The 19,894-nt window shown below is 32.5% G+C and carries 18 protein-coding genes; 3 read left to right on the top strand and 15 right to left on the bottom strand.

Going from position 1 to position 19,894, the window contains the following annotated elements:
* Nucleotides 1-10 precede the first annotated feature (10 nt).
* The 4 genes from AABL87_RS06700 to AABL87_RS06685 form a co-directional block, all read right to left on the bottom strand.
* Nucleotides 11-1,459 (bottom strand): glycosyltransferase family 2 protein, encoded by a 1,449-nt coding sequence (locus AABL87_RS06700; RefSeq protein WP_006263355.1) that lies wholly within the window; start codon nt 1,457-1,459, stop codon nt 11-13.
* Nucleotides 1,460-1,634: 175 nt separating this feature from the next.
* Complete coding sequence (locus AABL87_RS06695) at nt 1,635-2,423, bottom strand: HEAT repeat domain-containing protein (protein WP_006260961.1); 789 nt, start codon at nt 2,421-2,423, stop codon at nt 1,635-1,637.
* Nucleotides 2,407-2,676 carry a hypothetical protein gene (locus tag AABL87_RS06690; protein WP_225581900.1) on the bottom strand — a complete coding sequence of 90 codons (270 nt, stop codon included), beginning with the start codon at nt 2,674-2,676 and terminating at the stop codon, nt 2,407-2,409. The genes AABL87_RS06695 and AABL87_RS06690 overlap by 17 nt, the downstream gene beginning before the upstream one ends.
* A gap of 995 nt (nt 2,677-3,671) precedes the next feature.
* Nucleotides 3,672-4,505: a universal stress protein gene (locus AABL87_RS06685; protein WP_006259235.1), complete on the bottom strand. Its 834-nt coding sequence runs from the start codon at nt 4,503-4,505 to the stop codon at nt 3,672-3,674.
* Nucleotides 4,506-4,824: 319 nt separating this feature from the next.
* Between AABL87_RS06685 and mnmE the strand changes: the two genes are divergently transcribed.
* On the top strand, nt 4,825-6,216 hold the full coding sequence (mnmE, locus tag AABL87_RS06680) for a tRNA uridine-5-carboxymethylaminomethyl(34) synthesis GTPase MnmE (RefSeq protein WP_006259236.1): 1,392 nt from the start codon (nt 4,825-4,827) through the stop codon (nt 6,214-6,216).
* A 62-nt stretch (nt 6,217-6,278) separates the two neighbouring features.
* Here the strand turns inward: mnmE and AABL87_RS06675 are convergent, their stop codons facing one another.
* The 8 genes from AABL87_RS06675 to AABL87_RS06640 all read right to left on the bottom strand — a co-directional run bounded on the left by AABL87_RS06675 (nt 6,279) and on the right by AABL87_RS06640 (nt 13,842).
* Entirely contained in the window at nt 6,279-6,755 is a 477-nt protein-coding gene (locus AABL87_RS06675) for a GIY-YIG nuclease family protein (RefSeq protein ID WP_006259237.1), read from the bottom strand.
* A gap of 435 nt (nt 6,756-7,190) precedes the next feature.
* The gene (locus AABL87_RS06670) at nt 7,191-8,249 is read right to left on the bottom strand and encodes an NAD(P)-dependent alcohol dehydrogenase (protein WP_016649580.1); all 1,059 of its coding nucleotides are present in this window, start codon (nt 8,247-8,249) and stop codon (nt 7,191-7,193) included.
* Nucleotides 8,250-8,279: 30 nt separating this feature from the next.
* The gene (locus AABL87_RS06665; RefSeq protein ID WP_006259239.1) at nt 8,280-8,846 is read right to left on the bottom strand and encodes a sugar O-acetyltransferase; all 567 of its coding nucleotides are present in this window, start codon (nt 8,844-8,846) and stop codon (nt 8,280-8,282) included.
* A gap of 95 nt (nt 8,847-8,941) precedes the next feature.
* The gene (locus tag AABL87_RS06660; RefSeq protein ID WP_006265093.1) at nt 8,942-9,763 is read right to left on the bottom strand and encodes a helix-turn-helix domain-containing protein; all 822 of its coding nucleotides are present in this window, start codon (nt 9,761-9,763) and stop codon (nt 8,942-8,944) included.
* Between the two features lie 138 nt (nt 9,764-9,901).
* The gene (locus tag AABL87_RS06655) at nt 9,902-10,258 is read right to left on the bottom strand and encodes a topoisomerase C-terminal repeat-containing protein (RefSeq protein ID WP_016649581.1); all 357 of its coding nucleotides are present in this window, start codon (nt 10,256-10,258) and stop codon (nt 9,902-9,904) included.
* 143 nt (nt 10,259-10,401) lie between these two features.
* Complete coding sequence (locus tag AABL87_RS06650) at nt 10,402-11,529, bottom strand: FAD-dependent monooxygenase (RefSeq protein ID WP_341277108.1); 1,128 nt, start codon at nt 11,527-11,529, stop codon at nt 10,402-10,404.
* A gap of 128 nt (nt 11,530-11,657) precedes the next feature.
* Nucleotides 11,658-13,307 carry a mechanosensitive ion channel family protein gene (locus AABL87_RS06645; RefSeq protein ID WP_006263297.1) on the bottom strand — a complete coding sequence of 550 codons (1,650 nt, stop codon included), beginning with the start codon at nt 13,305-13,307 and terminating at the stop codon, nt 11,658-11,660.
* A gap of 178 nt (nt 13,308-13,485) precedes the next feature.
* Nucleotides 13,486-13,842 carry a DUF4377 domain-containing protein gene (locus AABL87_RS06640; protein WP_016649584.1) on the bottom strand — a complete coding sequence of 119 codons (357 nt, stop codon included), beginning with the start codon at nt 13,840-13,842 and terminating at the stop codon, nt 13,486-13,488.
* A gap of 94 nt (nt 13,843-13,936) precedes the next feature.
* On the opposite strand from AABL87_RS06640, the gene AABL87_RS06635 reads away from it, so the two are divergent.
* Nucleotides 13,937-14,500: an NADAR family protein gene (locus AABL87_RS06635; protein ID WP_006265088.1), complete on the top strand. Its 564-nt coding sequence runs from the start codon at nt 13,937-13,939 to the stop codon at nt 14,498-14,500.
* A 35-nt stretch (nt 14,501-14,535) separates the two neighbouring features.
* On the opposite strand, the gene rlmF is transcribed toward AABL87_RS06635, so the two are convergent.
* Nucleotides 14,536-15,444 (bottom strand): 23S rRNA (adenine(1618)-N(6))-methyltransferase RlmF, encoded by a 909-nt coding sequence (rlmF, locus tag AABL87_RS06630; RefSeq protein ID WP_006259246.1) that lies wholly within the window; start codon nt 15,442-15,444, stop codon nt 14,536-14,538.
* A gap of 65 nt (nt 15,445-15,509) precedes the next feature.
* The gene (locus tag AABL87_RS06625) at nt 15,510-17,243 is read right to left on the bottom strand and encodes an SWIM zinc finger family protein (protein ID WP_341277107.1); all 1,734 of its coding nucleotides are present in this window, start codon (nt 17,241-17,243) and stop codon (nt 15,510-15,512) included.
* A gap of 174 nt (nt 17,244-17,417) precedes the next feature.
* On the opposite strand from AABL87_RS06625, the gene AABL87_RS06620 reads away from it, so the two are divergent.
* Complete coding sequence (locus AABL87_RS06620) at nt 17,418-18,776, top strand: hydroxymethylglutaryl-CoA synthase family protein (RefSeq protein WP_341277106.1); 1,359 nt, start codon at nt 17,418-17,420, stop codon at nt 18,774-18,776.
* A 100-nt stretch (nt 18,777-18,876) separates the two neighbouring features.
* Here the strand turns inward: AABL87_RS06620 and AABL87_RS06615 are convergent, their stop codons facing one another.
* Nucleotides 18,877-19,539, bottom strand: coding sequence for a phosphatidylserine decarboxylase family protein (locus AABL87_RS06615; protein WP_341277105.1), 663 nt, complete (start codon nt 19,537-19,539; stop codon nt 18,877-18,879).
* Nucleotides 19,540-19,894: the final 355 nt, after the last annotated feature.

Genomic DNA, 19,894 nt, shown 5'->3' with positions numbered 1-19,894 from the left:
CGTTTACAAATTAAGATAGAGTAGTCTCTATTGGTTCTGCTTTAGTTTCTTGAGAAAAGCCTTGACGTGTCATTTCTCCCCATTTAAAATTCTTTTTAGTCATAAACTGCCAGTATCCTCTAAGGCTAAAAAACACAATGAAAGGATGATAAAAAATAGCTTCAAAAGCAGATAAGAAAATAAGTTTTAGGTAATCTATATAGGAGTCGTACTGTTTCTTGACAATAACATCAAAAGAAATAGATACTAGAGACATCGTCGCCCCTACCATGTAAACAAACAATAACATTAGCCAGAAAGTCTCTAGGTTTACCTGATCTGTAAAAAATAGAAAGATTAGAAACGCTATTCCTATCAGCTCTACGATAGGTGCCATAAATTCAAATAATAAGGCATACGGCATAACTAATAACCCAAGTCTTCCATATTTAGGATTAAGCATTAATCTTCTGTGTACTATAAAAATCTGCAACAATCCTCGTCCCCATCTAGTACGCTGTCTACCGAGTACTTTAAGATTAGGTGGGCCTTCTGTCCAACAGCATGTATCAGCAATCTGTTCGATACGGTATTCTTTCTTCTGGTCACACATATAAGCGATCATTCTAAAAGTCATATCCATATCTTCTGCATGAGAAGAAGAGTCATACCCCCCTGCTTCTACTACAATATTTCTATCAAAAAGTCCAAAACCACCAGATACATTAGGAATCAAGTTAAAACTAGACCATCCCATTTTTGCCAATAAATACGAACGAAGATATTCTGTCTCCTGAAATAAGGGGATTAAACGATTAGGTGCTTTTACTTTAACAATCTGACCATCTTTTACCTCACACCCATTAGCCATTCTCATGGTAGCCCCTACTGCTATAACAGGAACTTTAGAATCTAGTACAGGTAATATGATTTTGGTTAGGGTGTCCTTACTTAAAATACAATCGACATCTGTATTGATAAAATAATCATATTGAGCAACATTAATACCAGCATTCATAGCGTCTGCTTTAGTACCTCCATTCTCTTTATCTACTACTGTTAGTCGCTTATAGTCTGGGTTAGTAGATTTAAAAATACGTTTGACAGGCTTACTTCTAACCTTCTGAATATAAGGGTAAGGAACTTCATGTAGATCAAAATTGTCAACAAGTAATTCTAAAGTTTGATCTTTACTTCCGTCATTCACAATGATTACCTCAAAATTAGGGTAATCTAGATTTAAAAGAGATTGAACATTAGCAATAATAATTACCTCTTCATTATAAGCAGGTGCTACTACTGAAATAGCAGGTGCTATCTCTGGATGTGTTCTTAAAGTATGTTCTTCTCTAGCCGTATATTTTACTTTATTTTTAATAATCTTAAAGTATCCAAATACTGCTAAAAAGAAGTAAATTAACGTAATTAAACAAGCGTAAAAATAAACGAGGTATTGATAAAAATAGAATAATTCTTCCATATTAATTTTAGTAAGGTTGTGGGGATTAAGCCAATATTTTGCACTCTCTAAAAGCTAAAAAGAAGACAGTCATTCAAATCATCTTCTTCTAGTCTATTGTACAAATAAAATCACAAAGGCGATTAATAAAAAAGTACTTAACCAGTTAGAGGTATATTAACAAGTATATTGCTTCCTAGCGCAACTCAACATACCCAATGATCTGTCTTTCAAAATCAGTAATTGCTTGTTCTTTAATTTTATTATAGGTCACTTTACTCTTATCTAAAAGATAAATTGTAGAAAGAATATTTACTAACAACTCTTTATTCTCAGTTTCATAATACAACTGTTCTAAAAATGACAAAGCGTCTATACCTCCAATTTTACCAAAGGCAATAACAATTTCATTTTGAATAAGTTGTTCTACATAACTAAACTCCTCTATAAACACAGATATAGCATCTCGATAAGCAAAGTCACCCAATGCTTCTACAATTGCTTTCTTTACCACTGTTGAATTAGTCTGTTTATACAACCTCAACAAATCAGCTGCACTCTCTACTTGTTTAAAGAAAGCTATTTCATAGATCAAGAAGGCTTGATACTTATCATTCTTCGCTACATTCACCCATCTCATTAACAATGGCAAAGGTCTAGTAGATGCTCTTTTCACTAAAGAAGTATGAATACGAACTTCATCAAAAGCATTAAAATCACGATCAAAGTCATTCTCTAAAAACTTAAAAGAATCATGAGACGAAAACTTCATAAAAATGCTCTTAGCATGCTTTCTAATATGTGTATTCTCTGAGTACAATTTCTGAGCAATAGCAGTACCTGATACATTGTCTCCCAAATGCTCTAGCATTCTAAGAGAATGTACGCTCTTCTTATTTACCTTACTCTTTAAACGGTTCTCCCAATAGTTAGGTAAATCTAGAGCTTTAAGAATCTCGTTATAATTATTAGTGTTGTACTCCATTTCCTTTTTTGATTAGATTCACTAATAAGTCTGTTATACAAGCTTTCTCCCAATTCTTAAGCTCATTATTTTCTAAGCCTAAACTCTGTAGTACTTGATTAGATGAAATGTTTTCTTTAGTTTGTAATAAAGCATAAAGAGGTTCTTCATATTTTTCTTTAACTTTAGAGTATCGCTGCTTCTCTACTTTATTTCTATAAGCAACAGCGCCAATTCTCAATAAAGAATAAATATAAACTCCCCCAAGTAGCATAGTTAAAAAAACAGTTAGCCTTACTACTGGGGAAAAGCTCTCAAAATGTGAGCTTAAATAGTAAAAGTAATACAAGAGTGTATCCATAGCTATAATATTTTTATTTCTACAAAGTTTTACCTTTATATTGAATTACAACTACCCAATACTTTTATGTTTGACGCAATAAACTACTCAAAAACTAACTCTTTTACGTAAAACATAAACACCATAAACACCTAAAAACAAACTAGTTAAGCAATTATAAAGCTATATACTGATAAATATCAATTTAAATAATAACTAGTCTTTCGTATATTGCTTTATGAAACATCTAAACTGTACGTTTAAAAAATGAAACGCCCTACTCAAAAGGCTAAATCAGTTTTCTAATACTTAATGATAACTACAATTAAACGGGTCCTAATTTTATAGTTTAGACACTTATATACAATAGATACACTGCATTCCAATACAGTAGAAGTCCTTCTCCATATTTTATAAAAAAGAATGTTTCATTTTCTCATACTCTTGTAAACATTATTCATTCTACTATAATTATTATGTTTTCTTTATCTATGTCTCCTACCCGTTATGGTGAGTAGTAATCTTCCTTTAAGATTGACTTAAAAAGACAAAAACTAGACTTTAATAGTCTTCTATAATTAAACATTCTGCATAAGTTACTAACTAACAAATACTAACAGAGATGTTTATTTTATCCGTTAGTAATCGTTAAAACTATCATTAACCATACTCTATGTGTTTTTAACTATTTTAATTGGTTTTTAGGAGTTAGTTTTAATAAGAACTACACTTATACATGTTTTAGGCTAAAACATCCCGTACGAACCTACTATAGGGTAAAAAAAGCTCACTATCTTTTATGAGGCCATTTAACTATTAAATGATGATCACTCTTGAAATCAAAAAACACGTTATACAGTACTAGATTAACTACAACAAAAAAAGGTGCCCTAAAAGGACACCTCTATATACTTAATAAAGAAAAATTCTTATTCTTCGTGGAAAGCTAACACAGGAACATAGTTGTGGTAACTTAATTTCTTAGTCATACTACTTGTAAATAGTTTTTCGAAGAAACCTCTATTTCTTTTTACTGAAACTAAAAGGTCAATATTCTCTTCGTCTAAGAAATCAAATACTGCTTTTTCTACATCACTGCTTTCTACAATATAGAATTTCACATTGTCATTCTTAAAGTTCTCTTTCCAACTATTAATTACAGCAGGATCTGCTTTATCTTTTGCAGTTGCAACGTGAATACATTTTACAGTTGCATTAAACCCTTTAGCCATTTGAACAATAGTCTCTAAAGTAGTTTTATCTTGTGAACTGAACAACGTTGTAAATGCAATAGAATTAATTCCATCAAAAATAGCATCATGAGGAATACTCAATACTGGAATACCTAAAGAACCTATTGCATTAGCAGTATTAGAACCTAAGATTTTCTTATCTAATCCTGAGTTACCATTTGTACCCATTACTACTAAATCAATCTCTTCTTCTTTAACTCTTTTCTTCAAGATAGTGTTCAAAAAGCCTTCTTCTAAAATGAAGTGCATTGGAACGTGGTCTAAGTTATGTTGTTTTGCTATATCTCTAATTTGAGGTACTTGATCTTTGAAATTTTCAAAATTGCTCAACTCAATAGATTTATATACATCCTGTACCATTACAGGATTAGCTGTTGCAGAAATCACAGGCATCTCATAAGCATGTAGTACAAAAAGAGTTGCATTTTGGTTTTCTGCCATTCTTAACGCATATACTAGAGCATTGTTAGCTGTTTCTGAAAAATCTGTAGGGAATAGTATTTTTTTCATGGTATCCAATTGTTTTATTTGTATAAAGATATGAATAATCTTTATGTTTTTATAGTATTTTAAAGGCTAAAAGTTGTAAAATATGCGATAGAGAGCTTAAATAGCATGTAAAGACTTACTTTTATACCTATTAGGTATAAACAGACAAATTAGGACACTACTCTACCTTTAATTAGCCTTATAGTAATAAATATTTCTACTTAAATACCATGTGCCTAACCACACTAGTAGTAGCAATACAAAGAACTTTTCTTCCCCATCATAGACATCATTAGATTAAATGAATTAATAGTATCTTTGCCTCATATTTAGAAAAGATATGATATTACAAGATACTATTGTCGCTTTAGCTACTCCTTCAGGAGCAGGTGCTGTAGCTATAATAAGAGTTTCGGGTAAAGATGCAATTACACTAGTCAATGGCATTTTTAAATCGATCAAGAATAAAGATTTAACGACACAAAAAACACATACTTTACACTTAGGTCATATTGTAGATGGAGAGCGTGTATTGGATCAGGTATTAGTGTCTGTTTTTAAAGGACCTAATTCATACACAGGAGAGAATACAATTGAAATTTCTTGTCATGGTTCAACCTTTATTCAACAACAGATCATCCAATTATGTCTGCGTAAAGGTGCTAAAATGGCGCAAGCAGGAGAATTCACTATGCGTGCCTTCTTAAATGGAAAGCTAGACCTATCTCAAGCAGAAGCGGTAGCTGACTTAATTGCCTCTGACAATGAAGCAAGTCATCAAATCGCTATGCAACAAATGCGTGGTGGTTTCTCAAGTGAGATTGCTAAGCTTCGTGAGCAACTATTAAACTTTGCTTCTCTTATTGAATTAGAGTTAGACTTCTCAGAAGAAGATGTTGAGTTTGCTGATCGTACACAGTTTAGAGAACTAATCGACCGAATAGAGTTTGTACTTAAACGTCTTATTGACTCTTTCGCTGTTGGTAATGTAATTAAGAATGGTATTCCTGTAGCTATCGTTGGAGAGCCAAACGTAGGAAAATCTACTCTACTGAATGCTTTATTAAATGAAGAACGTGCTATTGTATCAGACATCGCTGGTACAACACGTGATACAATCGAAGATGAATTAGTAATAGATGGTATTGGATTTAGATTCATAGATACTGCTGGTATCCGCGAAACAAAAGATGTAGTAGAAAGTATCGGTATCCAAAAGACATTCGAGAAAATCGAAGCGGCTCAAGTTGTTATCTACCTAATAGATGGAGCTAAGCTAAATAGTAGTTCTCTTGATCAGATTAAAGTTGAGTTAGAGAAACTAAAAAACAAATACCCTCTAAAACCACTTCTTGTAGTATGTAACAAGAGAGATTTGTTATCAGAGGAACAGATTGGTTTATACCAAGCAAATATCGACAACCTTATGCTGATGTCTGCAAAAGAAAATATGGGCGTAGAAGAACTAAAAGAGGCTCTATTAGGCTTCGTTAATACTGGTGCTCTACGCAATAATGAGACAATCGTAACGAATACTCGTCACTACGACTCCCTATTAAAAGCTCTAGAAGAAATCGAAAAGGTTAAGTGGGGACTTCAGACTAACTTATCTGCTGACTTAATGGCCATAGATATCCGCCAAGCATTATACTTCTTCGGTGAAATAACTGGACAAGTTACGAATGATGAATTATTAGGGAATATTTTTGCGAACTTTTGTATCGGTAAATAGAATAATCCCTTATAAATAAAGACTTTTAAAGAGCGTTGTGGTGAAGTACTACAACGCTTTTTCTATATAGAACAACTAATAAGTACACCTTCTAATTCATAATTAATGTATGCTACAGGACATAAATCTCTAGCATAAATAGGAGACGTTAAAAATAAATAAACTTTACACACATCTATATTACTGAGTTTATACCATTCACCTAAAACCTTACACTCTTTATAGTTTTGATGTAAAAATCTTTCGAGATAAATTATTTCTTTTCCATAATAATCAATTAAATCTGCCTCAACGGCAAATATATAATGTAATTCTAATGGACAACCAGTCTGTAATTCTCTTTTTCGCTTTTCTAAATCGTTAGTAATACCAATCTTATAAAATGAAGAATCTTTCGCTTTTAATAAATATAAAAAGCGTGGAACAATACCATATAATATATTTTTCTCTAAAGTTAAAGTAGCATCACTCTCGTTCACTACAGAATCTAAAAGATTCGCGATTTCTTGGTGATTCTGCTCTGTAAAATTAATCCTCATCTTAATTTTCTAAAAAGTAATAAGCTAATAATCATTATAACATACACAAATATAGGGAATAAACTATCATGTCTTTCTTTTCACTAGTAACGTATGTTTTACTTAGCTAAAAAAAGTGTATTTTAAGTACTTTTGATATCTAAGCTAATCTCTTATTCAAATGAAAACATATCTCATTAGATCAAATTATTGAAGAACAAATAGGCTCTATAGGTACGCAAAAGCGTGATTTATTTGAATCCAAGATTCAATTTGAATTAATTGGTTCAAAAATTAAAGCTTCCTTCAGATTCCAACTCACGATGGACACCCTTGCTGTCGGTTAACATTTCCTGCTGTAATGGCGTGTTCGGGACTTACACCCTAGAGTTATCGCCCATGCTGGGCACACATATAAAAAAGGGAAACTTTATAAGTCTCCCTTTTTACATTATCTTAATTGTTTTTAAGTGATGCCATATCAATTACAAAACGATACTTTACGTCTCCTTTTAATAAACGGTCATAAGCCTTATTGATATCCTGTATTTGAATTAATTCAATATCAGATGTAATATTGTGCTTACCACAGAAATCAAGCATTTCTTGTGTTTCTTTAATACCTCCAATTAGTGATCCTGAGAAACTAATTCTATTTAAAATCAAACTAAAAGCAGATACAGGAAGTGGATGCTCAGGAGCTCCCACAAGAGTTAAAGCACCATCTCTCTTAATTAGTGATAAATATGCATTTATATCATGTTGAGCAGAAACACAATCTAAAATAAAGTCTAAGGTTCTAGCATTGTTTTTCATTTGATTCTGATCTGTAGATAAAACAACATCATCAGCACCTAAGCGCTTTGCATCTTCTACTTTTGATTGAGAAGTTGTAATAACAACTACATAAGCTCCCATTGCCTTAGCTATCTTAACAGCCATATGTCCTAATCCTCCGATGCCAACAATCCCTACTTTTTTACCAGGACCTACATTGGCGTGTCTTAAAGGTGAAAAAGTTGTAATACCTGCACATAATAATGGTGCTGTTGCTGCTAAATCTAAATTATTAGGAACACTTAATACAAAGTCTTCATCCACTACAACACTCTCTGAATATCCTCCAAAAGTTTGCATATTTAAGTGCTTGTCATGACTATTATAGGTTTGAATATTATCATGTTCACAGTACTGTTCAAGGCCTTCTTTACAGCTATCACACTCGCGACAACTATCTACCATACATCCCACTCCAACTAAATCTCCTACTTTATATTTAGTAACTTCACTACCTACTTTTACTACCTTTCCTACAATCTCATGCCCAGGTACATTCGGATATTGTGTACCTCCCCACTCATTTCTAGCTGTGTGAAGATCCGAGTGACATACACCACAATATAAAATATCAATCTCCACATCTTTTGGTGTCACTTCTCTACGACTTATATTCATTTGTTTTAAATCCGCCTCAGGGGCTTGTGTACCAAATGCTTTTACATTTTTTGTATTCATTTTTTTCAAAATTTTTTAATTAATATAGCTTTAAAAGGTTTTTATAATTTTTGCAGGTATTCCCCCTACAATAGTATTGTCTGCAACATCTTTAGAAACTACTGCTCCTGCAGCTACAATAGCATTCTCGCCAATTGTTACCCCTGGTAATATCGTTGCATTTGCTCCAATCCATGCTCCTTTTTTAATATGAATTGGCGATGGTACTAGTGAACTTCTATCCTTAGGATTAACTGGATGCCCCTCAGATAACAAACTAACCTTAGGCGCAATAAGAACATTATCCTCTATTGTTATTCCTCCCAAATCAAGGAAAACACAATCAAAGTTGATAAAAACATTCTTTCCTAATTTTGTGTTCTTTCCATAATTAATATAAAAGGGAGTAAATATCTCTACTGTATCTTCTATTGGGAGATTTGTAATCTCACTTAGCAGTTTTCTTTTTTCAATGGGATCAAGACAGTTATTCAACTTGAGTACTAAATCTTTAGTGATATAACATTCCTCTGTTATTTTATTCCATTGAAGATCATCTGACTTGATAGTTTCTCCACTACGTAATCTTTTAAAAACATCATTATTATTCTCTAACATATACTTGATTTATTTTTGGTAAAATTAAAGCTGATAAAGAATAAAGGTTTTACTACAAAGCTCATTTTACATTACTGTCAAGCTCATTTTTTAATTTATACTTCAGTTGGAGAAACTCCATATTGCTTTTTAAAAGCTGTAGAAAAATGAGACGAGTTTTTAAAACCTACTTCTAAATAAATATCCTGAACTTTACCTCTTTCTTCTTTTAATTTTAAATAAGCTGTTTCTAATCGTTTTTGAATAATCCATTTTTGAGGTGTAAGATTACTTATCTTTTTAAAGTCTCTTTTAAAAGTAGCTAAACTTCGACCTGTATAAGAAGCAATCTCTTCTATACTTAATTCATCCATATAGTGGTCTTTTAGAAACTCTAAAATATCAATTTTCCAAGGCTGAGTAAAATCAAATAACAAAGGATAAAATAGCTCTGAGTTATTCAGTAAAGCATAAATCCCCTCTAGTAGCTTTAAGTGCACCACATGTTCAGAAGGCTTTACTTTCTCATTGAAATAAGGGGTTAGTGATTCAAACAAACTTGTTATATCTACTTTTTGTTCAATAAGAAATACGTTCTTGTCTGATATAGTAATATCTTTAGGAAGATCACTCTTTTTTAATTTACTATAAAACTCCCTAAGTACATTTCGGTTAAAGGTTAGCGAAATCCCTTTATAGTTCTCTTTTCCTTTACTATTTTTATACATCGTTAACTGATGATTGCGTCTTATAAAAACACACTCTCCCGCATGAACTCTTATTTTCTTATTTCTATCTTCTATAATTTGCTCTCCTGAATATACATAAACAAGTACATGCTCTGGTGTGGCATGAATACACTTCTCATTGTTATCTGTATAACAAGAAAGAAATATACCTGAATAACTAATGGTTTGTAAAGCGTTACTTACTTTCATTTTTCTTTATTTTACTATTTATAAAGATACACAACATCCAATGAACTATTTTGTTGTAAAGCTCATTTATACTTTCTCAAAAGCTCATTTAATAATAAAAGCCACCTATTTGTTGAGGTAGCTTCTATTATTTTAATCCTATTTATTCTTATTAGTACTAAATTCAAACCCTGTTGTATAGTCTTCTTTTAAAATAAGGTAAGCATCATACTTCTTATCTGCTTTACTAATTAGTCCTTTTTGCAGTTTGGTTTCCCCTTGTTCAAGTAAATCAGCAATATCCTCAACTAAGAGTTTAACTCCACACACCTCTTTAAACAAGATCCAATTACAATCCGTATTTAAACATTTGACCACCTTCTCTCTTAGTTGAAGTGTATGTTGTTTACACTTTGGACAAGATAAATGATCTATTTCATTGCTTGATTTAATCGATAGAAGCTCATTTGTTATCTCTGAAGTATAATCTTCTATTTGCCTATGAAAATCTTCCATATCAGTTTTGTTCTCTTCAATGTCTTTAAAGGCTGATTCCCATTTAGCCGTTAATAAAACGTCCGAAATAAGTTTGTCTTTGACTATTTACAATTGTATCGGCAAGTAAAAAAACTAAAAGCGTTATACATCCTATAACGCTTTTATACCTCTTGCAATTCAAACATCATGCTGATCTGTTTATCTTTTAAGAATGAAGGAGCAAATCGAAAAGCCATATTTCGAACAGAAGTAATTAATGGATTACTAAACTGGGATACTTGTCCCATACGCCAACTATCACGAACAATCTGAGATACTTTCTCACGGCGAATAGAAGTAAATTTATGAAAGGCTTCAACTAAAGAATGTTTCTCTAATAGTTTGCTGATAATATATACATCCTCTATTGCTTGACAAGCACCTTGTCCAAGATTCGGTGTAGTAGCATGAGCAGCATCTCCTATTATACACACTTTATCCTTAGACCACTCCTGGATAAGAGGCAAATCATATATCTTATTTAAAAAGATATCAGCCTCAGCAGTCTGCATAATCATATCCTTAACTAACGGACTACAATCTTTAATAAGAACAGAAAGATCTTGATTTTTAAGATATTTATCCTCGTTGACTAGAAAATACCAATACACCTGCTTTCCTTCAAGTTTGACAAAACCAAAGCGTTCTCCCCTTCCCCATCCTTCTAATGCTATATGGTCATAATCCGTAGATAAATCTATATCTAATACACCACGCCAACATACCTGCTTAGCATCTCTCAAAGGATAATCACCAAATATCTTTTGTCTCACTTGAGATCGAATACCATCAGCACCTACTACATATTCATGAGTCGCAGTACTTCCATCTGTAAACCGAAGTGTATAAAGTCCTACTTCATCCAAACTAATGTCTTCTAAACGCTTATTTAGTACAACATGCTCCATTCCCACCTCTTCTAACAAAACATGGTGCAAATCGCTTCTATGTATTGCAATATTAACCAACTGATATTTCTGTTCAAAAGCAATCAAATCTGATTGTGTCAGTATATTCAAATTCATATCCGTTAATCTCACTTTAGAGATACGTGTACCTCTTTGAGTTAATTGATCAGATACGCCTAAGTGTCGATAAACCTGCATGGCATTATTAGCGATAGCAATCCCCGCTCCTACAGGTTTAATTTTCTCTGTAGACTCATAGATAACAAAAGGAATATTAGCCTTTTTTAAAGCTATTCCCATAGTCAGCCCAGCTATACCTGCTCCTATTATTGCTACTTTCATATCTTCCATAGTTGCTTATACTTTATCTAACGAATATACAAAAACACTACCTAATCCCCTCTAAACACACTTATAAAAAACAAAAGCACCGAAATAATTATCTCAGTGCTCTTATCTATCATTTACTTTTAATTCTTTGTTTCTGGTTGTTCCTTCACATACTTTGGTGGAACTGTAGAGTCTTCTCCATCTACCACTCTATTTACACTATAATGTGGAGCGACCATCTCAATATTATTTTCTGCAAAAACATCTTGTGCATGTTGACGCAAATCAGAATATACCTTTGCTGATAACTTCGCCTCTTTGATATATACATTCAATTGATAGTCAACATAAAAATCCCTAAACTGATCTTGTAAGATAAATGGTTTCTGGCGTTTTAATACATGTTCTGTTCTATTTGCCACCTCGTATAGCATTTCATGAACTTTTTGCCATGGTACGTGATAACCAGCCCCTATTGTCAAATATAGAATCAGTCCATGCTCTTTAGCTGACTGCGTATAATTAACCGTTTGAGCGGACATGATATTAGAGTTCGGAATTGTGATCACTTCATTTTTAGGTGTCTTAATTCTCGTCACTAACGCTGTCTTTTCTAACACATCCCCAGTGAACTCACCTAACTTAATACGATCTCCTAATTTAAAAGGTCTCATATAAGTAATTACTAAACCTGCTACCAAGTTTCCTATAACAGATGTAGACCCTAGAGATAACATAATACCTGCAAATACAGATACCCCTTGGAATATCTGAGAATCAGAATTAGGCAGATAAGGGAATATCAAAATAAACATAAAGATAAATAGCAATCCACTGATCAAATTATAAGTAGGAAAAGCCCAATCAGGATAGAACCCTTTAATCGTAATCTTGTTAGTAGCTATCTTTTCTGCTAAAGATCTAACGAACTTCTGCACATACTTAAATATTGCAACAATAACGATAATAGTAAACAGCTTGGGCATATAAGCCTTAATACTTTTTCCTACTGATTTTAAAGGAGTCAATACATATTCTAACAATTGATCAGAAATATGTTTTGTATAAGGAAATAATTTAAATATAGCTAACAACCCAATATATAAGAATATCAACACCACGATTAGCTTAATAACTTTCGCTATTGATATAGTTGTCAGCATAGCTCTTTGATCATCTATGATTCCAAAGATTCCTTTAATTCTCTTCCCTCTCTGCTTCCAGATAGCCACTTTGCATCGTCTATAAATATATCGTATCCCTTTAAGAATAAAATATTCTACGATGATAATAGCTATTGTCCCTGCTACTTGTATTAAGATTTGTTGCCAACTCGTATTGTGTTGTTGTAATTCTACAGCAGAGATAATCTGCTTTTTATAGTACTGTGCAGCTTCTAATTTACTTTTGCTTTCTTGTGCGGCTTGTATACTATCCACACTCATCAGTATCTCATTTTGATACATCAGATTAAGATAGTTTCCAGTATCAGCTAATTTGATAGAATCTCCTTCGAATAAATAATCCTCAGCTAACATAGCGATCTTTCCTTCTATTGATTTAGCACGTTGCTTAGAAGTAAAAGAACCTATATTACCATAAACATTAAATAAAGTATCATTAAAGTTAATCACTGGTGTTTTCTCCATCACTACGACAACAGTACGAACAGTCTCGACTGGTTCAGGAGTTTTAGAAGAGGGCTTCTTATTTTTAGCCCAAGTAGACCCACCCATAATAAGGGCTGTCAATAGTATAAACAAACGAATGTTCATCATATAAAATCGCATAAAAACAATCTATAAAAGTTGAAGTAAATTTAACTTTTAAAATAACAAAAACTATACCGTAGCGAAAATATTGTTTTCTTTATTTTAATAGCGAAAAGAGTACTCCTAACAAAAAAGTTAACTGAACAAAAAAAGGATGCTCTGCGGCATCCTTACTAGTATATCTATATACACTTATTTATTCTTTTTTCTCTTTAGAAATTAATTTGACTAACACATATTCAAAATTACTATCCATCAATTCTTTATTGTGAGTTCTTGTAATATCTAATACATACATATAACCTTCTTCGTAGTTAAATCCTTCTATAGACGGTGTATAATCTAAAATCTCACCAGACATGGTATATAATATTAAATGCTCCACATCTTGCCCTTTAAAAGGCTCTATGGGTTTCATCAGGGTATAAGATTCTACTTTTACACGCTTATTTTCTCTTGTGATAGACGAATTATCATCACTACTACAAGCTACTAAAAAGCTCATCAATAAAGTACATATCGCAAAATACTGTACTACTTTCTTTAATTTCATTTTTTAATAATTAGTTGATTGGATTGCGGCTAAAATAAACAATTTAATAAAGAATAGGATTCTTTATTTTTGCACAGCATAATTCAGAATAACAATGGAGTTTGAACAACAGTATAGCCTAGAGAAACATATAAAAGAGTACCAAAGTGGAAAGAAATCAAAGTACATCTTCTTTTGGGGACATCAAAAAAGCAAAAGTAGAGAGATAACAGCAGCATGTTTTAGCCAATGGTGGCCTAGTCGATTTGAGGTCAATGGGCAGTCTTATGCTTCTACAGAGCATTGGATGATGGCACAAAAAGCACTATTGTTCAATGATCACGAAATCTATAAGCGCATTATGAATGCCAAAAGCCCTATGGAGATGAAAGCATTAGGAAGAGAAGTACGAGGTTTTCGAGAAGATATTTGGGTAACTAATCGTTATCGTATCGTGGTAGAAGGTAACTATCATAAATTTACTCAAAACAAAGAACTTCAAACCTTTCTAATCAATACTAAAAAAAGAGTACTAGTAGAAGCTAGTCCAGTAGATACGATATGGGGAGTAGGATTAGCAGCAGATAATGAAAAAATAAATATTCCTGTCAAATGGAATGGATTGAACTTACTCGGTTTTGCCTTGATGGAAGTAAGAAAAATGATAATGAGTAAATAAAATAACAAAGGATGCTGTATAAGCATCCTTTATTATTAATATCTCCACGCCAAAATGCGGCTTATCTTATTTCCTTGCTCCATATTTATAATACGAACCTCTTTAGTTTCACTTCGTTTTAATAGTGATTGCAGAGGTTTAAGGTTATCTTTATTAGACACTAAAGTGGTGAACCATACTGCCTGTCTTTTAAAATGCTTACTCTCATAAATGTAATTAGTGATAAAGGCAAGTTCTCCACCATCACACCACAACTCATTGTTCTGCCCACTGAAGTTCTGTACTGGTTTACCCACCACTTCTTTACCTAGGTTTCTCAACTTTTGTGTTGTCTTCGCCAACACCTCAGCTCTTGACTTAAAGAAAGGAGGGTTACAAATCACCACATCGAAATACTCTTTCTCTCCTATTATATTCTTTAATATATTTCGCTTAGTAGGTTGCTGACGGATACTGATATGACTCTTTAGATGAGGGTTGTGCTCTACGATATGACTAGCTGTCTTTACAGACACTACATCTACTTCAGACCCCACAAATTCCCATCCATACTCAGCCACACCTATAATAGGATATATCACATTAGCTCCTATTCCAAGATCTAATATCTTTACTCCCTTTCCTGTAGGTACTTTTCCATTGTTCCCCTCTGCCAGTAGATCTGCTATATAGTGGATATAATCGGCTCTCCCAGGGATAGGTGGACATAGATTCGTCTTAGGCATTTCCCAATACGTCATCTTATAGTCCTTCATCAGTATGGCTTTATTCAATAAAACCACTGCTTCAGGTTTTGCAAAGTCAATTGTATCTACCCCTGACGGGTTCTTGATAATAAAAGTTGCCAACTCAGGCACCACTTGTTTTAACTTATCAAAGTCATATAAATCCTGATGTTTATTACGTGGGTGTAGTTTCTTCTGCGTTTTCTTTGCTTCTTTCATTATCTTTATATTTCATGCAAAATTAGGGTATTTAAGTGGGTTCTACTACATAAAATCTCAATACTCTAAACTTTATTAAACTCATCTAGCATAGCAGGTCTCTTAGGATACTTCTTCTTCATCTCATCTACGATAGAATCAATAATTCCTACAGCTTGCGGAAACTCCTTTTTAAGAGAAATTAATAGATTACCAATATTCTTATAATCTGAACGATTATTAGCTCTATCTGCTTCTAAAACAATGAGAGGTCTTAAAACATCAAATATTACATCAACAGTATACTCTTTTTTAATGTATTTTAGATAAGGTAATACTAAATCTAATCTACTTACTTTTTTTAACAAGTCAAATAACCTATCTACATACCCCTCTAAAGAATATAGAACACCTACTGAATTAACTAAACCATCATATGGATTACTATTAAACATACTGTGTTGTTTCACTTTACTCTTAGCTTCACTGATTAAACTGTCTATTTTTTCTTCGATGATTACTGTCCATTCTTCTTTTGTAAATGTTGCTTTTAACTTACTATAATAGGATTTATTGATTTGCCAACCAAAAAAGACTTGTTTATTGTAGAAATAACGCATACGTTCAACATCTTTTTCTAATTCTGCAATCTCTAATAAGATAAGTTCCCATTGGTTAACAGTTCCGGGATGTTTTAATTCTTCTGCTATTTTTATTCCTTCAATAAGTAATATTTTTGCCTTCTCATACTCTCCATGCATCATCTCTCGTTGAACTAAGTTTCTTCTAACTTCTGGAATAGATATATTATCCAACATCTCTTGATTCAACTGTTCTTCTCTTCCTATTTTTCCTAAAAAGGATAATCTAACGTTAGTAAAATGTCTTATTCTATATTCCTCAGAATTACTTTCTTTTATCTTTTTATCTAAAAATGTGAGGTAAAATTCTTCCTTAAATATCTTCAAACACAATAATTCGAAAGAACCTAATAACTCATAACCAAAATCTCCGTAATCAAAATAAACCTCTTTTGCTAATTCCTCTTCAAAGAATGAAATTAAAGACTCTTTAAACTCAATAGTTATATCTGCTTCTATGATACTATCCAATATTTCAATAGCATTAAAGATTAAATCACTAAAATATCCATTACTATCATCAGAAAAGGTAATCACATCAATAGCTTCTTCTATAAATACTTGTATTATACTACACGCATCTCTATAATTTCTTTCAGCTATAAGTTCATTTACTCTACCTAAGTATATTTCTAATTCTTTACTTAATTTTTTTGTTTCTGTATAACTGACAAAACCTCGTGAAGTATGCTGTTTAATTATTTTTCTAAAAACCTCTTTATACTTCTCTTTTATATCGACTGTATCATACCTATCTACAAAATAAGCTTCTAAAGACACTTTTAGTCTTGCGTCTTTTTTTGCACTTATAAAAATAAACTCTCTTAAATCTTCTATGCTTAATTGTTCGACTAAGTCTTTAAAACTCATCCTTTTTACCTTCTTTATTTTCTTTGGTACAACCTCTATTGTCATATCATCTCTTAATTGATACAATACAGCAACAACATGTTTACAGACAGCTCCATCATAAGGACAGTCACAATTATAATCTTTGATACTCTGTGATTTATCTAATTCTATAACAACAGTATAATCATCATTCCCCTCTACTTCACCCTCGTAGATATAATCACCTAGTTTAGTAATATCCCTCACCATCCCTCGCTCATAATACTCAAATCCGCGCTTCAAGATAATATTGCTAACATTTGTTTCAAAATTGAATAAATTGTTCATCTCTTCTAAATTAACTATATCGTAAAAATACTATAATCTTTTATAAACAGAAAAACTATGTATTAATAACATTAAACCAATAACATAGCATTATTACATAAATTTTATTCAATTTAGTTAGTTATTTCTAACAAATGACTTTAATTTTACCCTTCATTTAAATTAGTAAAGATTATGAAAGTCGGAATAGATAGTATTGCATACTTTATCCCTAAAATTCACTTACCTATAGAAACATTAGCTATCGAGCGAAATATCGAACCTCTCAAATTAACTAAGGGGCTTGGTTTACAAAAGATGGCCTTATTAGATACTTACCAAGATGTAATCACAATGGCTGCTAATGCTGCGTATAGCTTACTACAAGACAATACTGCTATCGCTCCTCAAGACATTGCTAAAATATACGTAGGTACAGAGAGCGGATTAGACAACTCTAAACCTATTGCTTCTTATACCTTAGGATTATTAGAGCAAATCTATGGACAAGGTACTTTTAGGAATTGTGATGCTGTAGATCATACTTTCGCTTGTATAGGTGCAGTAGATGCTATGCAGAATGCTATTGACTTTATAAAAGCTAATCCGACAAAGAAGGCTATTGTTATCGCAACAGACTACGCTAAGTATGACTTAGCTTCTACAGGAGAATACACTCAAGGTGCAGGTGCTATTGCTTTATTAATTAGTGCTAATCCTCGTATGTTAGCTTTCACAGGGCAGACTGGAGTAGCTACAGAAAGTGTATTTGACTTCTTTAAACCTCATCGTTCGATAGAGAAACAAAGCATTACAGGAAACTCTACTAATGAGGCATGGCATGGTATAGAAGAAGCAGAAATCTCTATACACAAAGATCAACCTGTATTCGAAGGACAATACTCTAACGAATGCTATATCAATAGAATCACAGAAGCGTACACTCACTTCAAAGAGTTAAACAATAAAAAAGACCAGAAAGTATACCAAGATTGGAAGGCTGTACTAATGCATTTACCTTATTGCTTCCAAGGACGTAGAACTTTCCATGAAATAGTATTACAAGAGAACCCTGAACTAGTAGACAGAACAGCTGCTGATGCAAAAGATCAGATCAAAGCATTTGCTAAGTCAGAAGCGTATATGAAATTGGTTAATACTAAGATTGCCCCATCAGAGATAGCTTCTGGTGAAGTAGGTAATATCTATACAGGGTCTATATTCTTAGGTTTGCTATCTACTCTATCTCACTTTAACGATACAAAAGAAAGTTTAGTAGATACTACACTAGGGTTTATTGCTTATGGTTCAGGATCTAAATCTAAAGTATTCGAAGCCGAAGTACAGAGTACATGGCAAGAAGGTATGCCTAAAGTATCTATCTTCGAAACTTTAAAACAGTCAACAGCGATAGACTTCAATACTTATATCGCTCTTCATAAGAAAGAGCAAAAAACACCAATACAGCCTGCTAATAATGAATTTGTAATAGACTATATCGAGTCGTCAATACCTCATCTAATAGGAGCTCGCTACTATAAGTTTGTAAAATAATATGATATAAAATGACTTTCATTGCTAATGAAAGTCATTTTTGTTTTAACCCAGATTGAGTGATAGACGTATAAATAAATCTGAATTAGCGATTTTGAGTTTACTCCCACTCTGCTATAGTTGTAATACCACTCTGAGCGATATCTCCTAACTTTACTTTAATCTTAGCATCTAAAGGTAATAGTAGATCAACTCTAGAACCGAACTTAATAAATCCCATTTCCTCACTTTGTTTAGCAATCTTACCTATCGTAAGATAATTGACAATACGATTGGCTAAGGCACCTGCTATCTGTTTAGCCAAGACCTCTCTTCCACTTTTATGCTTATACACCACAGTATGACGTTCATTAGCTGTTGAAGACTTCGGATGCCAAGCCACTAGGTGTTTTCCCTTGTGATACATACTATATAACACCTCCCCTTCTATTGGATTTCTATTGACATGAACATTCAAGACACTCATAAAAATAGAAACTTGAATACGCTTATCTTTAAAATACTCATCTGCTTCTACTTCTTCTATTACAACCACTTTTCCATCACAAGGAGCTAAGACCAAGTTGTCGTCTTGTATCAACACTCTTGACGGGATTCTAAAGAAAGAAATAACCAATGCTATAAGAATCAATGTGACTATAAAAATAGCTAATTGTAACAACCAAAAACGAGGACTAATCAATTCATAAGACAATATATTAACCATGATAAAAGTACATACTCCTATCAGGATAGATCCTTTTCCTTCTTTGTGTATTCTCATAAGTATATTGATTTTTAAAATTGATATTATTGTTTTTAATAGATAAAGTACTATATATATTTATCTAAAAAGAGTACTTGACTACCCAACAGTGTAGTCAAGTACATAACTTCACTTGCGATTAGTAATAATAAAGTTGTAAAGAAAAAATCATCTTGATTATGCTAGTAAACTGTTTTAAGTAAATACATCTTCATTCCACAAGTAAAATTCAATAATTAGAGAACTAGTATTGTACTAGTAACAACATAACTAATTCACTAATTGACAAAACAAGTTCTATTACTGAGTTGAGGTTCTGACTGGATTCGAACCAATCTAATGACTATTGCGTAGTCATGCCTATCCTCTCGGC

The organism is Myroides sp. C4067, assembly GCF_038039665.1.
GTDB lineage: Bacteria > Bacteroidota > Bacteroidia > Flavobacteriales > Flavobacteriaceae > Flavobacterium > Flavobacterium odoratimimum.
The sequence above is the reverse complement of the archived record's forward strand: the minus strand, read 5'-3'. Positions and strand labels throughout refer to the sequence as shown.

Coding starts and splice junctions, on each gene's coding strand:
- AABL87_RS06640 (WP_016649584.1), bottom strand. CDS start 13,842: ATGAAATTAAAGAAAGTAGTACAGTATTTTGCGATATGTACTTTATTG.
- AABL87_RS06615 (WP_341277105.1), bottom strand. CDS start 19,539: ATGAGAATACACAAAGAAGGAAAAGGATCTATCCTGATAGGAGTATGT.
- AABL87_RS06665 (WP_006259239.1), bottom strand. CDS start 8,846: ATGTTAGAGAATAATAATGATGTTTTTAAAAGATTACGTAGTGGAGAA.
- AABL87_RS06695 (WP_006260961.1), bottom strand. CDS start 2,423: ATGGAGTACAACACTAATAATTATAACGAGATTCTTAAAGCTCTAGAT.
- AABL87_RS06635 (WP_006265088.1), top strand. CDS start 13,937: ATGGAGTTTGAACAACAGTATAGCCTAGAGAAACATATAAAAGAGTAC.
- AABL87_RS06670 (WP_016649580.1), bottom strand. CDS start 8,249: ATGAATACAAAAAATGTAAAAGCATTTGGTACACAAGCCCCTGAGGCG.
- AABL87_RS06655 (WP_016649581.1), bottom strand. CDS start 10,258: ATGGAAGATTTTCATAGGCAAATAGAAGATTATACTTCAGAGATAACA.
- AABL87_RS06645 (WP_006263297.1), bottom strand. CDS start 13,307: ATGCGATTTTATATGATGAACATTCGTTTGTTTATACTATTGACAGCC.
- mnmE (WP_006259236.1), top strand. CDS start 4,825: ATGATATTACAAGATACTATTGTCGCTTTAGCTACTCCTTCAGGAGCA.
- AABL87_RS06690 (WP_225581900.1), bottom strand. CDS start 2,676: ATGCTACTTGGGGGAGTTTATATTTATTCTTTATTGAGAATTGGCGCT.
- AABL87_RS06660 (WP_006265093.1), bottom strand. CDS start 9,763: ATGAAAGTAAGTAACGCTTTACAAACCATTAGTTATTCAGGTATATTT.
- AABL87_RS06700 (WP_006263355.1), bottom strand. CDS start 1,459: ATGGAAGAATTATTCTATTTTTATCAATACCTCGTTTATTTTTACGCT.
- AABL87_RS06620 (WP_341277106.1), top strand. CDS start 17,418: ATGAAAGTCGGAATAGATAGTATTGCATACTTTATCCCTAAAATTCAC.
- AABL87_RS06625 (WP_341277107.1), bottom strand. CDS start 17,243: ATGAACAATTTATTCAATTTTGAAACAAATGTTAGCAATATTATCTTG.
- AABL87_RS06675 (WP_006259237.1), bottom strand. CDS start 6,755: ATGAGGATTAATTTTACAGAGCAGAATCACCAAGAAATCGCGAATCTT.
- AABL87_RS06650 (WP_341277108.1), bottom strand. CDS start 11,529: ATGAAAGTAGCAATAATAGGAGCAGGTATAGCTGGGCTGACTATGGGA.
- AABL87_RS06685 (WP_006259235.1), bottom strand. CDS start 4,505: ATGAAAAAAATACTATTCCCTACAGATTTTTCAGAAACAGCTAACAAT.
- rlmF (WP_006259246.1), bottom strand. CDS start 15,444: ATGAAAGAAGCAAAGAAAACGCAGAAGAAACTACACCCACGTAATAAA.